15 protein-coding genes are annotated in these 23588 nt (G+C 72.1%); 9 read left to right on the top strand and 6 right to left on the bottom strand.

Annotated elements, in window-relative coordinates:
- Nucleotides 1–146: 146 nt before the first annotated feature.
- From WFJ01_RS14670 to WFJ01_RS14650, 5 genes are all read left to right on the top strand, one after another.
- Nucleotides 147–2204, top strand: coding sequence for an ABC transporter ATP-binding protein (locus tag WFJ01_RS14670; RefSeq protein WP_336629470.1), 2058 nt, complete (start codon nt 147–149; stop codon nt 2202–2204).
- Nucleotides 2201–3151 carry an ABC transporter permease gene (locus tag WFJ01_RS14665; protein ID WP_251438666.1) on the top strand — a complete coding sequence of 317 codons (951 nt, stop codon included), beginning with the start codon at nt 2201–2203 and terminating at the stop codon, nt 3149–3151. The genes WFJ01_RS14670 and WFJ01_RS14665 overlap by 4 nt, the downstream gene beginning before the upstream one ends.
- Nucleotides 3148–4053 carry an ABC transporter permease gene (locus WFJ01_RS14660; RefSeq protein WP_251438665.1) on the top strand — a complete coding sequence of 302 codons (906 nt, stop codon included), beginning with the start codon at nt 3148–3150 and terminating at the stop codon, nt 4051–4053. The genes WFJ01_RS14665 and WFJ01_RS14660 overlap by 4 nt, the downstream gene beginning before the upstream one ends.
- Before the next feature lie 171 nt (nt 4054–4224).
- Entirely contained in the window at nt 4225–6078 is a 1854-nt protein-coding gene (locus WFJ01_RS14655) for an ABC transporter substrate-binding protein (protein WP_251438664.1), read from the top strand.
- Nucleotides 6079–6141: 63 nt separating this feature from the next.
- Nucleotides 6142–9372: an erythromycin esterase family protein gene (locus WFJ01_RS14650; protein WP_336629469.1), complete on the top strand. Its 3231-nt coding sequence runs from the start codon at nt 6142–6144 to the stop codon at nt 9370–9372.
- Here the strand turns inward: WFJ01_RS14650 and WFJ01_RS14645 are convergent.
- From WFJ01_RS14645 to WFJ01_RS14630, 4 genes are all read right to left on the bottom strand, one after another.
- Complete coding sequence (locus WFJ01_RS14645; RefSeq protein WP_336629468.1) at nt 9356–10960, bottom strand: PucR family transcriptional regulator; 1605 nt, start codon at nt 10958–10960, stop codon at nt 9356–9358. The genes WFJ01_RS14650 and WFJ01_RS14645 overlap by 17 nt on opposite strands.
- Nucleotides 10961–11063: 103 nt before the next feature.
- A complete protein-coding gene (menC, locus tag WFJ01_RS14640; protein ID WP_336629467.1) occupies nt 11064–12173 on the bottom strand; it encodes an o-succinylbenzoate synthase in 1110 nt (369 codons plus the stop codon).
- Nucleotides 12170–13075, bottom strand: a complete 906-nt coding sequence (locus WFJ01_RS14635) for a GNAT family N-acetyltransferase (RefSeq protein WP_336629466.1) — start codon at nt 13073–13075, stop codon at nt 12170–12172. The genes menC and WFJ01_RS14635 overlap by 4 nt, the downstream gene beginning before the upstream one ends.
- Nucleotides 13072–14232 carry a M20/M25/M40 family metallo-hydrolase gene (locus WFJ01_RS14630; protein WP_295034625.1) on the bottom strand — a complete coding sequence of 387 codons (1161 nt, stop codon included), beginning with the start codon at nt 14230–14232 and terminating at the stop codon, nt 13072–13074. Before WFJ01_RS14630 ends, WFJ01_RS14635 begins: the two co-directional genes overlap by 4 nt.
- Nucleotides 14233–14717: 485 nt before the next feature.
- Here WFJ01_RS14630 and WFJ01_RS14625 point away from each other — a divergent pair, with 485 nt between their 5' ends.
- On the top strand, nt 14718–16637 hold the full coding sequence (locus WFJ01_RS14625; protein WP_336629465.1) for an ABC transporter ATP-binding protein: 1920 nt from the start codon (nt 14718–14720) through the stop codon (nt 16635–16637).
- Nucleotides 16634–18442, top strand: a complete 1809-nt coding sequence (locus WFJ01_RS14620; RefSeq protein WP_336629464.1) for an ABC transporter ATP-binding protein — start codon at nt 16634–16636, stop codon at nt 18440–18442. The genes WFJ01_RS14625 and WFJ01_RS14620 overlap by 4 nt, the downstream gene beginning before the upstream one ends.
- A 104-nt stretch (nt 18443–18546) precedes the next feature.
- Here the strand turns inward: WFJ01_RS14620 and WFJ01_RS14615 are convergent, their stop codons facing one another.
- Nucleotides 18547–19392 carry an endonuclease domain-containing protein gene (locus tag WFJ01_RS14615; protein ID WP_336629463.1) on the bottom strand — a complete coding sequence of 282 codons (846 nt, stop codon included), beginning with the start codon at nt 19390–19392 and terminating at the stop codon, nt 18547–18549.
- 283 nt (nt 19393–19675) lie between these two features.
- Here WFJ01_RS14615 and WFJ01_RS14610 point away from each other — a divergent pair, with 283 nt between their 5' ends.
- Entirely contained in the window at nt 19676–20527 is an 852-nt protein-coding gene (locus WFJ01_RS14610) for a hypothetical protein (protein ID WP_292884940.1), read from the top strand.
- Between the two features lie 190 nt (nt 20528–20717).
- Here WFJ01_RS14610 and WFJ01_RS14605 read toward each other — a convergent pair whose 3' ends face one another.
- Complete coding sequence (locus WFJ01_RS14605; RefSeq protein ID WP_251438653.1) at nt 20718–21170, bottom strand: GNAT family N-acetyltransferase; 453 nt, start codon at nt 21168–21170, stop codon at nt 20718–20720.
- A 193-nt stretch (nt 21171–21363) separates the two neighbouring features.
- On the opposite strand from WFJ01_RS14605, the gene WFJ01_RS14600 reads away from it, so the two are divergent.
- Nucleotides 21364–23583, top strand: a complete 2220-nt coding sequence (locus tag WFJ01_RS14600; protein ID WP_292884937.1) for an NADP-dependent isocitrate dehydrogenase — start codon at nt 21364–21366, stop codon at nt 23581–23583.
- The last annotated feature ends 5 nt before the right edge of the window (nt 23584–23588 follow it).

Here is a 23588-nt window from a genome sequence, read left to right as displayed (position 1 = left end):
GTCCGCGGAGTCGTGCAGGGGGACGAACTCGCACGGGTCCGTTCGACGGATCGGACGAACGAGCGGCCGACCCGGTGCCGCAGGATCATGAGAGAAGCCAAGCCCGGCGGCGCCGAACACGCGCGGCGGGCGCAAGGGAGCGCGCAATGCTGACGATTCGAGACCTCTCGGTCCAGATCCGCACCGGCGACCGGATCGTGCGTCCGATCAGCGGAGTGGACCTCGACCTCGCCCGCGGCGAGACGCTCGGGATCGTGGGCGAGACCGGCTCGGGCAAGTCGATGACCGGTCTCGCCATCATGGGGATGCTGCCGGCCGGATCCGAGATCACGAACGGATCCATCCGCTTCGACGGCGAGGAGCTCGTCGGCCGCGACCCCCGGGCGTACCGGTCGCTGCGCGGACGCCGGATCTCCATGGTGTTCCAGGACTCGCTGACCGCCCTGAACCCGACCCGGCGCATCGGCGACCAGGTCGCGGAGCCGCTGCTGCTGCACGGTCTCGCGCACCGGGCGGAGGCGCTGCGCCGGGCCGAGGAGATGCTGGCGCTGGTCGGCATCCCGCGCCCGTCCGAGCGCATGCGCGACTATCCGCACCAGCTCTCCGGCGGCATGCGGCAGCGCGTGATGATCGCCATGGCGCTCATCGCCGAGCCCGATCTGCTCATCGCCGACGAGCCGACGACCGCCCTCGACGTGACGATCCAGGCGGAGATCCTGGAGCTGCTGGGAAGGCTCAAGGACCAGCTCGGCATGGCCATGATCCTCGTCACGCACGACATGGGCGTGGTGGCGCGGCACGCCGACCGGGTGGGCGTCATGTACGCCGGACGGCTCGTGGAGACCGGTCCGACGCGCGCGCTGTTCCGGCGCACCCGGCACCGCTACACGCGCGCGCTGCTCGATTCGATCCCCTCGCTCGAGCAGGACCGCGGCGTCGAGCTGTTCTCGATCCCCGGATCCCCGCCGGATCCCGCCGAGACGGTTCCCGGATGCCGGTTCGCGCCGCGCTGCGCCGCCGCCACGGATCGCTGCCGGGCCGAGCGCCCGCCGCTCGAGGGCGAGGGCGGGCACGTCTTCGCCTGCTGGAACCCGGTCGCCGACGCGCCGCCCGTGCTCCCGGGCCGCGCGCTCCCGGCTGCCCCCGTGGTCGAGACGTCGACGGAGCCGCGGCTCGAGGTCGTCGACCTCGTGCAGGAGCACCCCGTCTCCGGCTGGGCTCCGAAGGGGCGCCGGCGCACGGTGAAGGCGGTCTCCGGGGTGAGCTTCACGGTGCAGGCAGGGGAGACCCTGGGGCTGGTCGGAGAGTCCGGATGCGGCAAGTCGTCGCTCGGGCGCATGCTCGTCGCGATGGACCGGCCCACGGCGGGGGAGGTGCGCCTCGAGGGCACGAAGGTCTCCGGCGTCGGCCGGCGCGGGCTCGGCGCTCGCCGGGCGCGGCTGCAGATGATGTTCCAGGACTCCGGCGCCGCGCTGGATCCGAAGATGACGATCGGCACGATCCTGCGGGAGCCCCTCGCGATCCAGGGGATCGGCACGACCGCCGAGCGGACCGAGCGGGCGATCGCGCTGCTGGACGGCGTCGGCCTCGGCCCGTCGATCCTGGAACGGTATCCGCATGAGCTCTCCGGCGGGCAGCGGCAGCGCATCGGGCTCGCCCGCGCTCTCGCACTGGATCCCGACGTCCTCGTCGCGGACGAGCCGGTGAGCGCGCTCGACGTCTCGATCCGCTCCCAGGTGCTCAACCTCATGCGCACCCAGCAGCGCGAGCGCGGGCTCAGCAGCGTCGTGATCTCGCACGACCTGTCGGTCATCCGCTACCTCTCCGACCGGGTCGGCGTGATGTACCTCGGCAAGATCGTCGAGGTCGGCGCCACCGACGAGGTGTACGAGCGCCCGGCGCACCCGTACACCGCCGGCCTGCTCGCCGCGGTGCCGATCGCGGATCCGGATGCGCCGCCGCCGGACGCCGCAGAGCGCGTCCGGGGCGAGCTGCCCAGCCCCCTGGATCCGCCCAGCGGCTGCCGGTTCCGCACCCGGTGCCCGCTCGCGACCGAGCTGTGCGCGACGGTCGAGCCGATGCTGGAGGCGGTCGGGGACGCGCACGACGTGGCGTGCCACTTCCCGCTGCAGCCCAAGGCACAGGCGCCGGCGGACGCGAGCGCCCCGGGCGCGCGGCCGGGCGAGACGGAGGCGGCGGCGTGATCTCCTACCTGCTGCGGCGGATCCTCGTCTCGCTGCTCGTGCTCATCGGCATCTCGATCGTGATCTTCGTGATGCTGCACCTCATCTCCGACAGCCCGGGCCGCGTGGTGCTCGGGCCCCAGGCCTCCGCCGCGGCGGTCGAGGCCTTCAACCGGGAGAACGGCTACGACCGGCCGCTGTTCGTGCAGTACGCGGACTACGTGGTGCAGCTCCTGCACGGCGACCTCGGCCGCTCCTACAAGCTGAACGAGGAGGTCACGGTGCTGTTCGCGCAGAACGCGGGACGCAGCGCCGTGCTGTCGCTCTCCGGGCTCGTGCTCGCGCTGCTCATCGCGATCCCGCTCGGGATCCTCCAGGCGGTGCGCCGCAACAGCGTCGTCGACCGGGCCGCCACCGGCGTCGCCTACCTCCTCTACGCGACCCCCTCGTTCCTCGTCGCGCTGCTGCTGATCGCGCTGCTCAGCCAGCTCGTGCCGCTCTTCCCCGCGGAGGCCTCGCAGTCGACCTCGCCCTGGGTCGTGTTCACGGATCCGCGGGCCATGGCGCTGCCGCTGATCACGCTCGCGCTCACGAACGTCGTGGTGTTCTCCCAGTACCAGCGCTCGGCGGCGCTCGAACAGCTCGGCATGGACTACATCAAGGTCGCCCGGGCCAAGGGCGCCCCGGAGCGGATCGTGCTGCTGCGCCACCTGCTGCGCAACGCCTGCATCCCGCTCATCACGCTCGTCGGAGTCATGATCCCGACGCTGCTGGCCGGAAACCTCATCGTCGAGTCGGTGTTCAACTACCCCGGCCTCGGCCTCCTGTTCCTCAACAGCCTGCATCGGGAGGACTACCCGGTGCTGCTGGCCTACACCCTCATCGGTGGCGCGCTCACCGTGCTGGGCAACCTCCTCGCCGACCTCGTGGTCGCACGCGCGGACCGACGGATCGAGCTGAGCAGATGACCACCGCACACCCCGAGATGTCCGAGAAGACCGACGTCATCGTGGCCACCGCCACGGCGGCGCGACCTCTCGCGGCCGCCGCCGTGCTGCGCGCGCTGCGACGCAGTCCGATGGCGGTGGCGGGCGCGTCGCTGCTCGTGCTGCTCGTGCTGTTCAGCTTCGTCGGACCGCTGCTGTACCCGACGAACCAGACCGACGTGAACCTCCTCGACGCGCTGCTGCCCCCCGGCGAGGGCTACCCGCTCGGCACGGATCCGAACGGCTTCGACGTGCTCGGCCGGCTCATGCTCGGCGGTCAGGTGTCGCTCGAGATCGGTCTGCTCGCCGCGGTCTTCGCGACCACCCTGGGCACCGTCTACGGCGCCGTCGCGGGACTCGTGGGCGGTGTGGTGGACGGGATCATGATGCGCTTCGTCGACGTGCTGCTGGCGATCCCGTTCCTGTTCTTCGTGCTCATCATCGCGGCGCGCTTCACCGCGACGCCGCTCACCCTGAGCCTCGTGATCGGAGGGTTCTCCTGGCTCGTCTCGGCCCGGCTGATCCGCGGCGAGGTGCTGTCCCTGCGGGTCCGCGAGTTCGTGCAGGCGGCGCGTCTCATGGGCGCCAGCGATCGCCGGCTGATCTTCACCCACCTGATCCCGAACACCATGGGCGTGATCATCGTGAACCTCACGTTCCAGGTCGCCGACGCCATCCTGGTGATCGCCGCCCTCGGATTCCTCGGCTTCGGGCTGAGCTATCCCGTCACGGACTGGGGCAGCCAGCTCTCCAGCGGCGTCGCCTACATCACCGCCGGCAACTGGTGGCTCATCTACCCCGCAGGGCTCTGCATCGTGCTCGTGGTGCTCGGGCTGAACCTGCTCGGAGACGCCCTGCGCGACGTCCTGGACCGGCGCAGATGAGCGGCCGCCGGGGTGTGTCCGCGCACACAGGCGCACCGCATCGAAACTGTCCGGATCGCTGAACGGGCGGCCGCGCCCGTCCTGCACCCTCGAATCACCGGAATACGACGCCGGCGGCCGCACCGCCGATAGCGTCCGCCCGACCCGACCCACCCGAACAAGGAGCACAGCATGAACCCGCAGGTTCCCCGGAGGCGACGGCGCCTCCTGATCGCCCTCACGGTCGCCGCCGCACTGATCACCACGGGCTGCAGCGCCGGCACCGCCAAGGTCGACCCCTCCCAGTACCGCACCATCCCCGCCTCGAGCGGCAAGGCCGTCGACGGAGGCGTCATCACGGTCGCCATGACGCCGGGCCTCGCGCCGAACTACATCTTCCCGTACCCGCCCGCCGAGGCGAACGGCGCCGTCATCGGCTACGACCTGATGTGGCGCACCCTGTACCGGGCCGACGTCGACGGCAAGAGCAACGCGGACACGAGCCTCGCCGAGGCCCCCGTGTACGGCGACGACGGGCGCACCGTCACGATCACCCTCAAGAAGAACGACTGGTCCAACGGCAAGCCCCTCACCGCGGGCGACGTGGTCTTCTCCCTCGACATCCTCAAGGCGGCCGTCGCCGCGAGCGCGGCCAACTGGGCGTTCTACACCCCGGGCCAGTTCCCCGACGGCGTGACCGCGACCGCGAGCGGCGCCGACACCGTCGTGCTGACGCTCGAGAAGGCGTACAACCCCGCCTACCTCGAGTCGCTCCTGCAGCAGCTCGTCGTGCTCCCCTCGGCGGACTGGAGCATCGCGACGGCGGGAGGGCCCGTCCTGGACTACACCGATCCGGCCAACGCGGCCGCGATCTACACGTTCCTCACCGGCCAGTCCGCCGACCAGTCGTCGTTCGCGACGAACCCGCTCTGGCAGGTCGTCAGCGGCCCCTACGCGCTGAAGAGCTTCGAGCCCACCACCGGCTCCTTCTCGCTCACGCCGAACCCCGCGTACACGGGTCCGGGCGAGCACAAGCTCGCGCAGGTCGACTTCAAGGCGTTCACGTCGGCGGCCGCTGTCTACAACCAGTATCAGGCGGGAACGGTGACCGTCGGGCGCCTCGACTCCAGCTACTCGTCGAAGATCGAGGACCTGCGCAAGAAGGGCTACGACGTCTACGCGGCTCCGGCGCCGGCGCGATCGGATCCGCTGGTGATCAACTTCGCCAACACGACCGGCGGCTTCGACAGGATCATCGCGCAGCCGTACGTGCGCCAGGCGCTGCAGCACCTCGTCGACCAGCCGGGCTACATCAAGAGCCGCGGGGTCTACAACGGCGCGGCCAGCGAGAACTACGCGACCGTGGGACTCGGCTCCGCCTTCCCGCCCGCGTTCGGGGACAAGGCCCCCTACCCGTTCGACCCGAAGGCCGCGGAGAAGCTGCTGACCGAGCACGGCTGGAAGGTCGACAAGGCCGGGACCGTCTGCGAGAAGCCGGGAGCGGGATCCGGTCAGTGCGGCGAGGGCATCGAGAAGGGGCAGAAGATCTCCTTCACGCTCGCCTCGGCGAGCTCGCCGAGCTACGTCGGCGCCCGCGATCTGGCGTTCTCCTCGGAGGCGAAGAAGCTCGGCATCGACGTGAAGGTCGTCACGAAGTCGCTGAACTACATGTACGAGAACTACACGAACCCGGGCGCTCCGGCGAACGCGGACGAGTGGGGGATGCAGGACACCGGTCCCCTCGTGATGACGTCGTACCCGACGGCGAACGGCGCGTTCAACACCGACGGCAGCTTCAACCTGGGCAGCTACAGCAACCCCGAGGCCGACAAGGCGATCGAGGCGAGCGTGTTCGGCTCGGATCCGAAGGCGCTGAGCGCGGAGACCACCCTGATCTCGAAGGATCTGCCGGTGCTGTTCCTGCCGACCCCCGACAACCTCATCGTCTGGAAGAGCACGCTCTCCGGACCGCCCGAGACGTTCGAGGGCCTGCTGAAGTTCATCTACTCCCCGGAGCAGTGGTACTTCACCGAGAAGCAGAAGTAGCGGATCCGGATCCGGGGCCGGCCGAGCAAGGCCGGCCCCGGCACGGTGAGAGGATCGACCCCGATGCATGAGACCGACCGGACGCACGTCCTGCCCCTGGCGGCACCCGGCGAGCCCTGGGATCCCGCGCTCGTCAGGGAGCTGGTCGGCGATGCGCGCATCGTGCTGCTCGGCGAGGGCGCGCACGGCGTCGACGACTTCGCCCGGCTCGCCGACGGGCTCTTCCGCACGCTCGCGAGCGATCTCGGCTTCACGGCGTTCGTGAGGGAGTCGGGCTTCGCCGAGGGCATCGAGGTGGACGACTGGATCCAGGGCGGTCCCGGGGAGGTCGGCGACATCGCCCGCGCCGGGCTCACCTACGGCTTCGGCGAGTCCGAGGCGGTGCGGCGCCAGCTGACGTGGATGCGCGCGGAGAACGCCCGTGGGCGGTCGCCGCTGCGCTTCTGGGGCATGGACCTGCCCGGCTCCGCCACGTCCCCGGGCTCCGCCGTGCGGCTGTGCCTGGCCCGGATCCCCGCGGAGGCGGGCGACGACGAGCTGCGCCGGATCACCGACCTCGGAGGGCGCACCGAGGCGGCGATCGCCTGGGAGACCAGGGACGAGGCGGCCCGCGAGCAGATCCGGGCGGGCATCAGGGGGCTCCTGGACCGCGTCGAGCGTCACGGCGACGACCTCGCGCGCCGCTCGGCCGAGACCCTGCGCGCCTTCCTCGCCGAGCTGTCGTGGTCGGGCGGCGAGGGACCCTATCCGCGCGAGTCGCTCATGGCCGGCACCGTGAACTGGATCGCCGAGCGCGAGGAGCGGATCCTCGTGCTCGCGCACAACGCGCACGTCCGCCGGGAGCCGCTGCACGGCCGGCCCAGCCTGGGCTCCCTGCTGCAGGAGCGCTGGGGATCCGACCTGCGTGTGATCGGCATGACCTCCGGCCGCGGCCCGGTCGTCTCCTTCGCCGAGCGCTCGCCGCGGCCCTTCGACTGGGAGGCGACGCTCGCCGAGCGGGAGCCCGTGCCCGGTTCCCTGGAGCACGCCCTCGACCCGCTCGGCGACGCGGTCGTCGACCTGCGCAGGGCGCCGGCCGCGCTCCTCGCGGGGGTCGTGGGCACGCTCGCCGGCACCGGGCTCGACCCGCTCGCCGACGCCGCCACCGCCTTCGACGCGATCGCCCACCTCCGGCGCGCGTCGCTCGTGGAGGGCCGCCTGGAGAGGCTGCGCGCCGAGTTCGGCGCCCCGGCAGCGGCCGGTGCGCCGCCGCTGGCGCGCACCGGAGCGACGGTCGAGACCGTCGCCGGGATCGCCGTCGCGGATCCGTACCGCTGGCTGGAGGGGGACGCCGCGGCCGACCCCGAGGTCGGCGCCTGGCAGCGCGCGCAAGCCGCCTACGCCGAGGAGACGATCTGGGCGGGCCGGGACCGCGACGCCGTGCGCGCCCTCATCGAGCGCAGCCACGCCGGCGCCCGCCCGGAGCTGCCCGTCGGCGCCGGCGGCCGGTGGTTCCGCGCCGAGGGACGCCGCATCGTCGTCGCGGACGAGCCGTACGGTCCCGGGCGCGCGCTCGTCGACCTGGCGGAGTTCGACGGACCCGGGCGCACGGCGGTGCTCAGCTGGTTCGCCCCGTCCCCGGACGGCACGGTGCTCGCGGTCGGGGTCTGCACCGACGGCAGCGAGCACAACCGTGTCGAGCTGGTCGACGTGCGCTCGGCCACGCGGCGCGACGACGCCCCGCCGGAGCTGCTGCACAGCGCCTGGGGCGGCGGGATCTCGTGGCGTCCGGACAGCGGCGGGTTCTCGTTCCTCGGGCTCAGCGGCCCGGCGCACGACTTCCACCAGGTCGTGTACCGCCGGGACCTGGGCGTCCGCGGCCCCTCCGAGCTCGAGCACGTGCCCCTGCCGGAGGGCTCCCGTGAGTACACCCGGATCCAGTTCTCGCCGGACGGTCGCTGGGCGGTCGCCAGCCATCGGGTCGGCACGCCGTTCCCCGTCGCGGTGCGCGACCTGCACGATCCCTCCGGCGGCTGGCGGCCCTTCCTCGCCCCGGGGCCGGAGACGGTGGCCGGGCACGTCGTCGGAGACCGCTACGTCGCCGTCACCGACCGGGGCGCGCCGCGCCGGCGGCTCGTGGCGATCCCGCTGGACGCCGCCGATCCCGACGACCCGGCCTGCTGGGCGGAGCTGGTACCGGAGAGCGACGCAGTGCTGCGGTCGGTCCTCCCCGTCGGCGACGCGCTCTACCTGAGCGAGTTCCACCGCACGGCGGCGCGGGTGCGGATCCTGCGCGGCGACGGCACCGAGCAGGGCGTGCTGCCGCTGCCCGGGGAGGGGGCGCTCGCCGCCCCGTTCTTCCCGCTCACCGGGCTCGCGGCCACGAGCGACGGATCCTTCGTCTTCGCGTTCTCGACGCTCACGTCGTCCTGGGGCGTCTACCGGCACCGTCCCGGCGGCGCGCTCGAGATGCTGCGGGAGCCGGCGGTGACGATCGACGCGCACGCGGAGCTGCGCGCGGCGACCGCCCCCGACGGCACCCCGATCCCGTACCACGTGGTGCGCCCGCGCGGCGCGTCCGGGCCCGGTCCCGTGCTCATCTCGGCATATGGTGCGGCCGGGATCCCCACGCTGCCCCAGTACCAGCCCGACCTCGCGGCCTTCGTCGCCGCCGGGGGCACCCTCGTGCAGGCCTATCTGCGCGGCGGGGGAGAGTTCGGCAGCGCCTGGTTCCGCGCCGCCGACCGCGAGCGCCGCGGCGTCCGCGACGAGGACCTGCTCGCGGTCGCGGAGCACCTGCTCGCCGAGGGAGTGGCCGCGCCGGGGCGGCTGGCGCTCACCGGAGGCTCCGACGGCGGGCTGATGTGCGGCAACGCGATCACGGCCTGCCCGGAGCTGTGGCGCGCCGTGCTGCCCCGCGCCCCTCTGCTCGACCTCGTCGGCGGGTTCCGCAACCCGTACCTGGACTTCGTGATCCGCAAGGCCTGGGGCGACCCCGCCGACCCCGTCGACGTGGCGCGGATGATCGCGCTGTCGCCCTACGAGCGGGTGCGTCCGGCCGAGTATCCGCTGCTGTACGTGGAGGCCGGGGCCAACGATCCGCGCTGCCCTCCCTGGCAGGCGCGCAAGTTCGTCGCGCGTCTGCAGGCCGCGCAGCGCGGGCCGGCGCCGATCCTGCTGCACGTGTACGAGAACGCCGGACACGGATCCGGCACGGGCCACGACGTGATCGTCGCGCAGGACGCGGCCTGGCTGGCCTGCCTGCTGGGCGCGCTCGGGCTCCCGGATCCGGATCCGGTCAGCGTTCCGCGTTGATCGCGCGCAGCCGCAGCTGCATCATCGCGCCGAAGCGCGCGTTCGGGTCGTCGAGGTCGATCCGGCCGACCTCGGCCACCCGGCGCAGGCGGTACCGGAAGGTGTTCGGATGCACGAACTTCGCGGCCGAGGCGACGGTCACGTCGCCGAACGCGTCCAGCCAGGCCTCGAGGGTCTCGGTGAGGCTGGATCCGTGGGTCTCGTCATAGGCGATCAGCCGCGCCAGGGGTCCTGACGGGATGTCCCGCGCGGCCCCGGCGACCTCGAGCAGCAGCGCCTCCGCGTGCACCTCGTCGAGACGGACGACCTGCCGGTCGACGATCCCGGCGCGGAGCACGCGCAGCGCGCGGTCGGCGCTGGTCCGCGAGCGGGGCAGCAGCGACGTCTCCGCGACCGCGACCCCGACGCCGATCAGGGGACGCAGCGCCGAGCGCATCCGGGCGAGGAACTCCGTGGCGACCCGTGCCGCGCTGTCGCCCTCGTCGTCCGCGTCCGCGGCGAGGGGGAGCACCCCGTAGGCGACGTCGCCGACGAGCCCCGACACCGAGCGCGGGTGCGCGAACGAGAGGTGCACCGCGAGCGCATCGGCGACGCGTTTGCGCTCCGCGGCGAGGTGCGCGTGCGGGAGCTGCTCGGCCGCAGGGCCGTGCAGGGTCAGCGCGAGCACGACGCAGGGCTCCTCGCGCAGGCCGAGCCGGTGCACGGCCTCACCGGCGGAGGGACCGCCGGCGAGGGCGGTGCGCAGCAGCTCGGCCCGCAGCCGGCGCTCGACGTCGGCGTCGGTGCGCTGCCACACCAGGTGCATGGCGACGAGCTTGGCGCCCTCGCGCAGTGACGCGCCGCGCTCGGGGGTGAGGGAGCCGGCGACCCAGATCGTGCCGAGCACCTCGTCGCCCGCGCGCACCGCGATCGCGGTGCGCACCTCGTCGCCGGCGGATCCGGCGGTCACCTCGACCGGCCATTCGCTGCGGGCGATCCGCGCGAGCGTCCCGCTCTCCTCCAGCGTGCGCATGTCCTGCGGCGGCAGCGGCCTGGCACGGATCCCGGGGACCCGCTGCGACTCCGGGCCGTTGGAGAAGGCGAGCAGCTGCGCGTTGCGGTCCTCGATCGTGACGGGGGACTCCAGCAGGGCGGCGATCGCGTCCGCCACCGCGAACAGGTCTCCCGCGAGTATTCCGCCGAAGGTGACCGGACGCGCGTCGTCCGGATCCCCCGGCGTCATCAGCGAGCGCAGCATGCCGGCCAGGTGCGCCCAGGTGGTGCCGGGGTTGAGGGCGAGCACGACGACCCCGGTCGCCTCGGCCTCGGCACGCAGGGCCTCTCCCGCGGCGAACGGCGCCCGCACCACGAGCGCCGTGACCCCGGCCTGCGCGAGCAGGGGGAGCAGGCCCAGGACGAGGTCGGGATCCTCGACGCCGACGCCCATGACGAGCGAGTTGCGCGGGGCGTCCGGCACGTCGCGCGGGTCGTGGATGACGATCGCCTCGACCGTGCGATCGGGCCGGACCGTCCCGCATACGACCGTGAGCAGCGTGGTGTCGAGCGCCTCGAGCACCCGCACCAGGGTCACCTGCGGACGGTGGTTCATCGGGGGCACCTTCGCGACGCTAGCACGGCGGGCGCGGGCGCTCCCGGGCGTTCGTCGCCGCCCTGGGCGGGGCCGGGACGCGTCTCGACGGGCGCCGCGCCGCTCATGACGCGAGCGGGATCCAGGCGCGCGATTCCGTGACCGCCTCCAGCAGGTCCGGATCCGGGGCCACGCCGATGCCCGGGCCCGTCGGCACCGTCATGTGCCCGTCCTCGAGCCGGAACGGCGGGGTCAGATCGGTGGCGTAATAGCGCTCCGACGCCGAGGTGTCGCCCGGCAGCGCGAAGCCGGGGAGGGCGGCGAGGGCGAGGTTGGCCGCGCGGCCGATGCCGGTCTCCAGCATCCCTCCGCACCAGACCGGGACCCCGTGCGCCCGGCAGAGGTCGTGGATCCGGCGGGACTCGAGGTAGCCGCCCACGCGTCCCGGTTTGATGTTGACGATGCGGCACGCGCCGAGCTCGATCGCCTGGGCCGCATGCTCGGCGGAGAGGATCGACTCGTCCAGGCAGATCGGCGTGCCGATCCGTCGTGCGAGCGCCGCATGGCCCACAAGGTCGTCGGCGGCCAGGGGCTGCTCCAGAAGCGAGAGGTCGAACGCGTCCAGCTTCGCGAGGTGCTCGATGTCGGCTCGTCCGTAGGCGGCGTTCGCGTCCACCTGCAGCAGGATGTCGCCGAAGCGCTCGCGCACGGCGCGGACGGGCTCCAGATCCCAGCCGTGCTCGATCTTCAGCTTGATCCGCACGTAGCCGTCGGCGAGGTAGCCCTCGACGGCGTCCAGGAGTGCGGGGATCGTCGGGGTGATGCCCACCGAGACCCCGCAGGCGACCCGGTCCTTCACGGCGCCGAGGTGGTACGAGAGCGGCACGTCCCGGGCGCGGAGGTCGGCGTCCAGGATCGCGGTCTCCAGCGCGGCCTTGGCCTGGCGGTGCCCCTTGAACGGCGACAGCACCGCGGCGACGCGGTGCGGATCCAGGTCCCCCTGGCCGGCGAGCGCGGGCACGAGCACGTCCGCCAGCACCGCCGACGCCGCCGGGGTGTACTCCGAGCTGTACAGCGGCAGCGCGCTCGCTCCGCACTCGCCCCAGCCCTCGCCGCCCGCGCCCACCGCTCGCACGAGCACCGCCTCGCGCACGGTCTCGGTGCCGAACGAGGTGCGGAACGGGCTCACCAGCGGCATCCGGATCGTCCGGATCTCCACGCCCTCGAGCTTCATGACCTCTCCCGTCTGTCGATGATGTACCAGCCCGCGCGGTCGAAGCCGCGCACGGTCGCGCCCTCGGCGAGGAGCGCCCCGAGCACGTCGCGCAGGGCGAGCCGCCAGTCGGCGGCTCGCCGCGGATCCGTCTCGCGCATGCCCTCGATATCGGCGGGCACCCCGATCAGCACTGTGTCGGCGTCGAACGCCGCGACGAGCGGGGCGTCGGCATCGTCCGGCCGCAGCGCGACGGCGGCGCCCTCGGCGCGCGCCCGGTCGGCGTCGACCACGAGCGGCCGGTGCGCGGCCGCGGCGAGGACCGGCGACGAGGCCAGCTCCCACCGCACCAGGATCCGGTCGGTCTCGTCGCCGCCGTTGATGCGGTCGTCGAGCGCGCCGTAGAGGCGGGGCAGATAGGCGCCGACCGATGCGGCGAGCTTGCCGAGGTTGAAGTGCGCGTTGCGGCGGATGAGCGGATCGTAGGTCCAGGTGACCGTGTCGATCCCGCGGTGCAGCGCCCAGGCGCGCTGGTGCAGCTTCAGGGCGAAGCCGAGGTGCCGTCCGCGTGCCCGCGGCACCGTGCCGGCGATGTGGCTGTGCAGGGTGCGCGCGGCGGGCGGGCCGAAGAAGCCGAAGCAGGCGCCGACGAGCTCCGGGTCGCCGCCGCGGTCGTCGAAGGCGCCGGCGACGTAGTTGCCCGCCTGCACGAGCGCGCGCAGCAGATCGGCGGTGACCGGGGGATTCGTCGCTCCCGTGCGCCAGATGCCCTCGTACAGCGCACGCACGGCCGCCAGGTCGCGCACGTCGTCGAGCAGGCGGATCACCACGCCGGACGCGGCCTCCGCGTCCGCGGCCGCGCGGTCGGCGCCGGCGGCCAGGGCGCTCCGTGCGCCCGGGGCGAGGGCGGTGACGCCGTTCATCGGGCCGTGCTCGAGATGGGGGCCGGCGTCGAGGACGCAGCCGGAGCGGGCGGGGCGGGCGGCGCGGCGCGGAGATCGTCGATGAGACCGGCGAGCAGCCGCACCCGCGGCTCGAGCTCGGCGATCAGCACGTGTTCGTGCGCGGCGTGGGCGCCGCCGCCGACGGCGCCGAGGCCGTCGAGCGTGGGCGTGCCGACGCCGGCGGTGAAGTTGCCGTCCGAGGCTCCGCCGACACTGATCCCGGTGAGCGGGGGCAGCGCGAGCCGATCCGCGACGCGCTGCGCCCGGCGGAACAGCTCGGCGGAGGAGTCCGCGGCGAGGGGGGAGCGGTTGACACCGCCGTCGACCACGACGCGGGCGCCGTCGATCCGGGGGCTGAGCGCGAGCATCCCGGCATGCACGCGCTCCTGCTCGGCGGCGGAGAGGGCGCGCACGTCGACCGAGAACGAGGCCAGCGCCGGGACGGTGTTCGTCGTCGTGCCCGAGCTCGTGCGCGTCGGGGTGACCGTGGTGCCCGCCGCGGCGTCGCCGAGGAGGGCGACGGCCTGCACCTGGTGCGCGAGCTCCAGGGTGGCGTTCACGCCCCGCTCGGGGTCGAGCCCGGCGTGGGACGCCCGGCCGTGCACCGCGATCTCGTAGCGGGAGACCCCCTTGCGGGCGATCTTCAGAGCGCCGTCCGGACCCGCGGCCTCGAGCACGAGGGCGGCGATCGAGGCACGGGCCTCGTCCTCGATGAGCGCCCGCGAGGTCGCCGAGCCGGGTTCCTCGTCGCCGGTCACGAGCACGGTGATCCCGGCCAGGTCGGTCAGCCGGCTCAGCGCGTGGAAGGCGATGACCAGCCCGGCCTTCATGTCGAAGGAACCGGGGCCGGCGAGGGTCTCGTCGTCGGCTCGGGCGGGGAGCTCGTCGAGGGATCCGACCGGCCACACCGTGTCGTGATGGCCGAGCACGAGGATCCGCGGTGCGCCGTCGAAGCGCCAGCGCAGATGGGTGCGTCCGTCGATGACGATCCGCTCCGGCGCCGCGCCGAGGCGGGTCGTGCCCAGTTCGGCCACGGCGTCGGCGCTGCGGGCGACGGCGGCGAGGTCGTCCGACGGCGACTCGCAGCGGACGAGGCGCAGGATCTCCGCGACCATCGTCTCGACGGGTTCCGGCATGGCGGCTCCTTCGGATGGGGGTGGTCCCATCCTGCTGAGGCCCGGGAGCCGCCCGACTGTCCGCTCGACCGAAACCCGCTGCCCCGTTTGATCCGATCCGACGATCGGGCCGTCAGGGAAGGGATCCGGGCCGCGGGACGTTCCCCCTCGCACCGGAGAATCGCCCCGGCGCGGCGCCCGCGGCCGGTGCCGCGCGACCGTGAGACCGATTTCGGGAAAACGCTTGCGCTCCCGTGGATCCCGAACATAGGCTGGACGGCTGTCGCGTCAACCGACCGGCGGCCGTCGAACCGAGGAGGACACCATGCCCACGATCACCACTGCGTCGTCGATCAGCGCTGTCACCGGTTCGCCCCTCACCCCGGCCGAGGACTGACCGCTCCGGTCCTCCTCGTCCCACACCGGCCGCTCATCGCACGGATGCATCGCATCCGCTCCTTCTCGTCCCTTCCCTCCGTTGCCGCGATACGTCACTTCTGAGAATCATGTCTGAACACATCACGCCCTCATCCGCCTCCTCCCTGTCCACTCCCCGCGCGCTCGCGCGCCTGGCGCCCTTCGTCAAACCGGTCGCCTGGCGCCTGGTCGGCGGCGGGCTCTCGGCGCTGGCCGCCGCCGTCATCGCGCTGTGCGTGCCGCTGCTGCTGCAGGTCGTGCTCGAAGGCCCCATCGCGACCGGCGAGATCGGCGCCATCGTCTGGGGCGCCGTGGCCGTGACCGTGCTCGCCCTCGGCGAGGCGCTCATGGTGTGGCTGCGCCGCCAGTTCGTGCTGAACCCCGCGACGCAGGTGGAGTACCGCATGCGCACGCAGCTGTACTCCAACCTGCAGCGCCTCCCGGTCGCCTTCCACGACCGCTGGCAGTCCGGACAGCTGCTGAGCCGCATGATGCAGGACATCGGCCTGATCCGCCGCTGGCTGGCGTTCGGCCTCGTGCTGCTCGTCGTCAACCTGCTCACGATCGTCATCGGCGCCGCCCTGCTGTTCCGCTGGCACTGGCTGCTCGGCACGATCTTCCTGATCACGGCCGTGCCGCTGTGGATCTCGGGCTTCCTCTTCGAGAAGCGCTACGGCGTGCTCACGCGGCGCAGCCAGGACCAGGCCGGCGACCTCGCCACGAGCGTCGAGGAGAGCGTGCACGGCATCCGCGTGCTCAAGGCGTTCGGACGCGGCAAGCACGCCCTGGTCAAGTTCGCCCGGCAGGCCGAGTCCCTCCGCGAGACCGAGCTGAGCAAGGCGCGCTCGGTGGGCTGGATCTGGTTCTGGCTCGTGCTCATGCCCGAGATCGCGTTCGCGCTGAACCTCGTCGCGGGCATCTGGCTGATCGCCCAGGGAGCGCTGAACGCGCCCGAGCTCTTCGCGTACTTCGCGATGGCGACCGTGCTGCGCTGGCCGATCGAGTCGATCGGCTTCCTGTTCTCGTTCATGCTCGACGCGCGCACGGCCACCGATCGGGTGTTCGAGATCTACGACGAGCAGAACACGATCACCGACCCGGAGCACCCGGTCACCATCGTCGAGCCGCGCGGCGAGCTCGCGTTCGAGGGCGCCCGGTTCCGCTATCAGGACGCCCGGCCGCACGAGCGCGACCTGCTCGACGGCATCGATCTCGTGCTGCGGCCGGGGGAGACGATGGCGCTGGTCGGCATCACCGGATCCGGCAAGACCACGCTCACGACACTTCCGACGCGTCTGTACGACGTGACGGGAGGACGCGTGACGCTCGACGGCGTGGACGTGCGCGACCTCACCCTGGCGGAGCTGCGCACGCACATCGCCATGGCGTTCGAGGATGCGACGCTGTTCTCGGCGACCGTGCGGGAGAACGTGCTGCTCGGCCGGGCCGATCTGGACATCCGCAGCCCGGAGGCGGAGCGCGTGCTCCGCGAGGCGCTCGACGTCGCCCAGGCCTCGTTCGTCGACACCCTCCCGGAGGGCGTCGAGACGATGATCGGCGAGGAGGGCATGAGCCTGTCCGGCGGTCAGCGCCAGCGGCTCGCCCTCGCGCGCGCCGTGGCCGCGTCGCCCAAGGTGCTCGTGCTGGACGACCCGCTGTCCGCGCTCGACGTCGACACCGAGGCGCTCGTCGAGGAGGCGCTGCGCCACGTGCTCGCCGAGACCACGGCGCTCATCGTCGCGCACCGCCCGTCGACCGTGGCCCTGGCCGACCGCGTCGCGCTGCTGCAGGACGGGAGGGTGACGGCCGTGGGCACGCACTCCGAGCTGCTGCGCACGAATGCGCACTACCGTCATGTGATCTCCAGCCTGGAGGCGGAGGAGGCGGTGCGCACCGGAGCGATCCCCGTCATCACGGTGACCGAACGCGACGAAGGCGGCTCCGAGGCTCCCGAAGGGGGCTCCGAGCCCGTCGAAGAGCGCACAGAAGCAGAGGAGGTGCAGGCATGAGCGTCGTCGGAACGCAGGACGAGGACCGCTCCGTCCTGACCAAGGAGGAGAGCCGGGCGATCCGGAACAGGTCCATGCGGCTGTTCGGATCGCTGATGGCGCCGCTCAAGGTGCAGATCACGCTCACGGCGCTCGTGCTCGTGATCTCGACCGCCGCACAGGTGGCCGGTCCCGCGCTGATCGCCTACGGGCTGAACTCGGCTCTTCCCGCCGTGCTGAAGCACGGGGACTGGATGCCGACGTTCGTCGTGGGCGCGGCGTTCCTCGTGATCGGCGGACTCGGATCCGCCCTCATCGGCTGGTACGCCGTGCTCACCGCCCGGATCACCCAGGCGGTGCTGCTCGACCTGCGCAAGCGTATGTTCCTGCACACCCAGCGGCTGAGCCTGGAGTTCCACGAGAGCTACACGTCCGGCCGGATCATCTCGCGCCAGACCAGCGACCTGGACTCGATCCGGGAGCTCCTGGACGGGGGGCTGAACGAGCTCACCTCGGGACTCCTCTACGGGGTGTTCACGTTCATCGCGCTCGTGCTGGTGGACTGGGAGTCGGGCGTGGTGCTCGTGCTCGCGGGGATCCCTCTCGTGTACCTGATGCGGTGGTTCTACCAGCGCTCTCAGCTCGTGTACCGCGAGTCGCGCGTGATCAGCGCCAAGGTCATCGTGCAGTTCGTGGAGACCATGACCGGCATCCGCGCGGTGAAGGCGTTCCGCAAGGAGCCGCGCAACGACGTCTCCTTCCAGGAGGTCGCCGGAGACTACCGCGACGTGAACCGCCGCTCGATGCTGCTCTTCGGCACGTTCGAGCCCGGGCTCATGGCGGTCGCCGCGCTCACCCTCGGCGTGGTCGTGGTGTGGGGCGGCATCCGCATGGCGCAGGGCGAGATCCAGGTCGGCATCCTGCTCGCGGCGGTGCTGTACGTGCGCAACTTCTTCGCGCCCATGCAGGAGATCGCCATGTTCCTGAACTCCTTCCAGTCGGCCACGGCCGCGCTGGAGAAGGTGTCCGGGGTGCTGGAGGAGGTGCCGACGGTTCCGGATCCCGCGAAGCCGAAGGACTTGTGGGAGTCGAAGGGGCACGTGCGCTTCGACGGCGTCGAGTTCGGCTACGCGGCGGATCGGGTGATCCTGCCCGACTTCTCGCTGGACATCCCGGCGGGGGAGACCATCGCCCTGGTCGGCACGACCGGCGCGGGGAAGTCGACCCTGGCGAAGCTCGTGTCGCGCTTCTACGACCCGACCGCCGGATCCGTGACGCTGGACGGCGTTGATCTGCGTGATCTGCATCCGAAGGACCTCCGCCGGGCGATCGTCATGGTCACGCAGGAGGCCTACCTGTTCAGCGGCACGGTCGCCGACAACATCGCGCTGGGCAAGCCCGACGCGACGCTGGAGGAGATCCGCGCCGCGGCGAAGGCGGTGGGCGCCGACACGTTCATCGAATCCCTGCCCGACGGCTATGCCACCGACGTGAACAAGCGCGGCGGCCGCGTCTCGGCGGGACAGCGCCAGCTGATCTCGTTCGCGCGCGCCTTCCTCGCCGATCCCGCGGTGCTGATCCTCGACGAGGCGACCGCCTCGCTCGACATCCCGTCGGAGCGGCTGATCCAGGACGCGCTGCAGACGCTGCTCGCCGACCGCACGGCGATCATCATCGCGCACCGGCTGTCCACGGTGGCGATCGCGGACCGCGTGCTGGTCATGGAGCATGGCCGCATCATCGAGGACGACGCCCCCGCCGCCCTCATCGCCGGCACGGGCAAGTTCGCGCAGCTGCACGCCGCCTGGCAGCAGACCCTGGTCTGATCGGCCAGGAGACGCGATTCTGCAGGACGTTTGCAGCTCTGCAGGATGGATCCGCGTGGATCGTCCTGCAGAGTTGCGAACGTCCTGCGCGTCACGCCTCGTCGTCATGCGCGGAACGGGGCGAGATGCGCACCGCGACTGATCGCGGCGAAGAGGATCCGCTCGAGGCTCGGCCAGTCGTACATGATCTGCGCGTAGGAGAACCGGAACACGGTGTAGCCGCGCAGACGCAGCTCGGCGTCGTGCGCGATGTCACGGGTGCGGTCTGCCGACGACGAGTGATAGGCCCAGCCGTCGACCTGGACGATGAGGTGCGTGCCGATCACGAAGTCCACGTCGTGGCCGGCCAGATGCACCTGGAAGCGCAGGCGCACGCCCCAGCCGCTCAGCCGCACGTCGAAGATCGTCTCCAGCGAGGATCCGGTGTCGTTGCGCGTGTGCTCGGCGACGCGACGCGCAGCCGTGCTGCGCCACTTCACCTGCTGCAGGGAATCCAGGGTGATCGCCTCGGTGCGGATCGCCGATTCCCAGATCGCCGTCGCCTGGTCGAGTTCGAAGCACTCCGCTGCGTGGGCGAGTGCGTCTTCCACCGACGCCTCCAGGGATCTCGGCCGAGTCGGGCCGAGCGGCTTCGCCCAGTGCGCCCGAAGGCCGCCCTCCCGGATCGACTCGTGTCCCGGCAGGTGGACATGCAGCGCATCGTCCGCCTCGGGCGGCACCCACCACTTCCTCCGTCGCGCCAGAGAGACGCAGGTGAGCGCGCCACCGGCCGCAGCTGCTCGTTTCAGCTCGACCGGAGCGGACGGGAGCGCGATCCATCTGGCGCGGATGCGCTGAACCCCGCCCGTGCGGATCGCGGCCCGCACCCGGACAGGAGAGAAGCCGGCCGCCGCGGCGTCGTCTCGGTGACCGATGCCTTCGCGAAGAGAGAGCCAGGTGAGCAGATCCATGCGGACAGCCTGCGGTGCAGCAGAGGCGAGCGGGAGCCGATCTGCGGAACAGGGGGACAGGTCGTGCCGACATGCCGATGTGGAGGACGATCCGCCGCCGGCGTGCGGTCGTGCACCCGCCGCACGTTGTGCAGGACGTCGGCAACTCTGCAGGATGGATCCGGAGGAACTTTCCTATGGAACTGCAATCGTCCTGTGGAGTGGTGCGCCGTGCGCGCGCGGGCGACGCCCCCACCACGACGGACGGCCGAGGCGGCGAGGGCGAGATCGGTAGGCTCGAGGCGTGGATCCGTTCTGGGCCGCGGCCGCGGAGTTCTGGTGGGTCGCGCCGGTGCTCGCCGGCGGGGCGGTGCTGAGCGTGGCCGGCGCACGGCAGCGGCTCCGCTCCGGCGGCCGTCGCCTCGGGTACGACGCCGCCCGGCTCGATCTGCGGAACGCCCTGCGAGAGGCGAACGAGTCCCGCGTCGCCGTGCGCGTCGCCCGGGCCGAGCTCACGGGCCTGGTCGCGGGCCGCGCCGCGGGGGCGACGGATGCAGCGACGGTCGCCGAGGCGCGTCGCCTCGCCCGCGACGCCGAGCAGCGTTCGCGTGCCGCGACGGCCGCGGTGCGCGCGCGGCGCGCCCAGCTCGACGCGGCCCGCGCGGAGCTGGCGATCGGCGCGGATCCGCAGCGCCGTCCGCTTCCGCGCACCCTCGCGGCGCACGACGCGGTGCTCACCCGCTGGATGGCCTACGAGACCGATCCCGGCCTGCTCCTCGCCTTCCCGACGATGGGCGATGCGCGGGATCCCTCGACGCACGCCTTCCTGACGGCGATGGCCGAGGCCCGTGATGCGCGACCCGCGCCGACCGCCAAGGTGACGCCCGCGGAGTTCGGCGCCTATCGCGACGCCGTGGACCGCCTCCGCCGCACCTTCGGCCTGGCGGAGGCCGACGCCCGGGCGCGCGCGGAAGGACGGGATCCGCTCAGCGAGCGCGAGCGTGCGGAGCGCGCGACCGGATGGCAGGACGCGGCGCAGCAGGTGCTCGCGCTCTCGTCGGACGTGCTGGACCGCGCCACGGACGCGGCGGCCTCCTGGGTCGCTGCGTGGAACGCCCGCGGCCGGGGCTCGAAGCGTCGCGACGGGCGCGACTGAGAAGAGGGCGGCGGAGGACCGGCGGGCCGTCGGTCGGCGGCTCCGGTGCCGATGTGCAGGGCATCCGGGACGTGACTCGAGGTGACGGAGGACGACGGGGCTTCGATGGGGGAGGGGATTCGAAGCCCCGCCGCCGGTCTCAGATTACTGTGCAACCCGGCCGTACCGTGCAACTCGGCCGCACCGAAGATCAGAAACGGATCTCGGCGATCACTTCCGCGTACTCGGTCTCGCCGACCGGGCTGAAGCCGACGCGCTGGAAGAACGCCTCGGGACCCCCGTCACCGGCTTCGTAGATCACGTTCAGATGCTCGAAGCCGCGCGTGCGCGCCTCGGCGATCATGCTCTCGACGGCGAACCGGCCGACGCCGCGGCCCTGGTCGTCGGCATCGACGTTGATCCGCCACAGGACGGAGCGGAAGTGCTCCTCGGGGGCGTCGTGATCGAAGTTGGCACTGACGAAGCCGACGACCTCGTCGCCGTCCAGCACGACCCGCTGCCAGCTGGTCTGCGGGTTCATGACGGTCGAGGCGATGCCGTAGGAGACCGGCGCGAGGTACTGCTCCTGCCCGGGCTTCAGGGAGAGGTTGTTGACCGCGACGATCGTCGCCGCGGACAGTTCGACCAGTCGCAGTTCCGTCATGGTCCCCAGGCTAACCCCTGGACGGCGCTCGTGGCGGAGCGCGGTGAAACGTGGGGAGAAGTTCATCTTCGGCCCGGACCGGCCGGAGCAGGCCGCGACGGTCCGGATCCGCACGGAGCAGGACCGGGGGAAGGTATCTTGGTATCGAGACAAATCCTGCGTGAAATCCGCCCTGTGCGAAACGGAGACCCCGGTGACCGACGACGCCATCATCTACACCTACACAGACGAGGCGCCGGCTCTGGCCACGGCCTCGCTGCTGCCGATCGTCCAGGCCTACGCCCACCAGGCGGGGGTCGACATCGAGACCCGCGACATCTCGCTCGCCGGCCGGATCCTGGCCGCCTTCCCGGAGCGCCTGAGCGCAGGGCAGGCCGTCGGCGACGCGCTCGCCGAGCTCGGGGGACTGGCCACCACCCCCGAGGCCAACATCATCAAGCTGCCGAACATCTCGGCCTCCATCCCGCAGCTCAAGGCGGCCATCGCCGAGCTGCAGCAGAAGGGCTTCGACGTCCCGGACTATCCGGACGACGCGAACACGGTCGAGGAGAAGGACGTCCGCGCCCGCTACGACCGCATCAAGGGCTCCGCGGTGAACCCGGTGCTGCGCGAGGGCAACAGCGACCGCCGCGCCCCGCTCGCGGTCAAGAACTACGCGAAGAAGCACCCGCACCGCAACAAGGCGTTCGGCGCCGGATCCAAGACCCGCGTCGCGACCCTCGGGCACGACGACTTCAAGGCGAACGAGAAGAGCTGGGTCTCGCCCGGCGACGACGTGCTGACGATCCAGCACGTCTCCGGCGACGGCCAGGTCACCGTCCTCAAGGAGAACCTCAAGGTGCTCCCCGGCGAGATCGTCGACGCGACCTTCCTGAACGCGGCCGCCCTCGACGCCTTCCTCGCCGAGACCCTCGCCACGGCGGCGGCCGAGGACGTGCTGTACTCCGTGCACCTCAAGGCCACGATGATGAAGGTCTCCGACCCGATCATCTTCGGCCACGTGGTGCGCGCCTACTTCAAGGACGTGTTCGCGACCTACGGCGACACGCTCGCCGCCGCCGGGCTCACCGGCAACGACGGGCTCGGCGCCATCCTCGCCGGCCTCGCGAACGTCGAGGGCGGCGCCGAGATCGCGGCGGCGTTCGCGGCGGCGATGGAGAACGGCCCGCGCCTCAGTTACGTGAACTCGGACAAGGGCATCACGAACCTGCACGTGCCGAGCGATGTGATCGTGGACGCCTCGATGCCCGCGCTGGTGCGCAACGGCGGCAAGCTGTGGGGCAAGGACGGCGGCGAGGCCGACACCCTCGCGGTCATCCCCGACTCCTCCTACGCCGGCGTCTACCAGGCCACGATCGAGGACGTCATCGCGAACGGCCCGCTGGATCCCGCCACGATCGGCACCGTGCCGAACGTGGGCCTGATGGCCCAGGCCGCCGAGGAGTACGGCAGCCACGACAAGACGTTCGAGATCGCCGCGGACGGCCGCGTGCAGGTCGTGAACGCGGCCGGCGAGGTCGTCCTCGAGCACGAGGTGCACAAGGGCGACATCTGGCGCGCGACGCAGACCAAGGACGTCCCGGTACGCGACTGGGTCAAGCTCGCCGTGAGCCGCGCCCGCGCGACCGGCGCTCCCGCCGTCTTCTGGCTGAACCCGGCGCGCTCGCACGACGCAGCGCTGATCGCCAAGGTGACCGAGTACCTGAAGGACTACGACACCACCGGGCTGACGATCGAGATCCTCACCCCGGAGGAGGCCACGCGCTACTCGCTCGCGCGCATGCGCAAGGGCGAGGACACCATCTCGGTGACCGGCAACGTGCTGCGCGACTACCTCACCGACCTCTTCCCGATCCTCGAGGTCGGCACGAGCGCGAAGATGCTGTCGATCGTCCCGCTCCTCGCGGGGGGCGGCCTGTTCGAGACCGGGGCGGGCGGGTCCGCACCGAAGCACGTGCAGCAGCTCGTCGAGGAGAACTACCTGCGCTGGGACTCGCTGGGCGAGTTCTTCGCGCTGGCCGCATCGTTCGAGCACTACGCCGACCGCACGGGCAATGCGAAGGCCGCGATCCTCGCGAAGACCCTCGATGCGGCGACCGGCACCTTCCTGGAGAACGACCGTTCGCCGGGCCGCGCGCTCGGCACGATCGACAACCGCGGCAGCCACTTCTACCTTGCGCTGTACTGGGCGCAGGAGCTGGCGAAGCAGACGGAGGACGCGGAGCTCGCCGCGGTGTTCGCTCCCGTGGCCGCGGCGCTCGCCGCGGACGAGGACCGCATCGTCGCCGAGCTCACCGCGGTGCAGGGCAAGCCCGCCGAGATCGGCGGCTACTACCGTCCCGACGGCGCGCTGGTGGCGAAGGTCATGCGCCCGTCCGCCACGCTCAACGCGGTCGTCGACGGCCTGAGCTGATCGGA

It is taken from the genome of Microbacterium sp. MMO-35 (assembly GCF_037147555.1).
In the GTDB taxonomy this organism is placed as follows: Bacteria; Actinomycetota; Actinomycetes; order Actinomycetales; family Microbacteriaceae; genus Microbacterium.
This window is presented reverse-complemented; position numbering and strand designations above follow the sequence as displayed.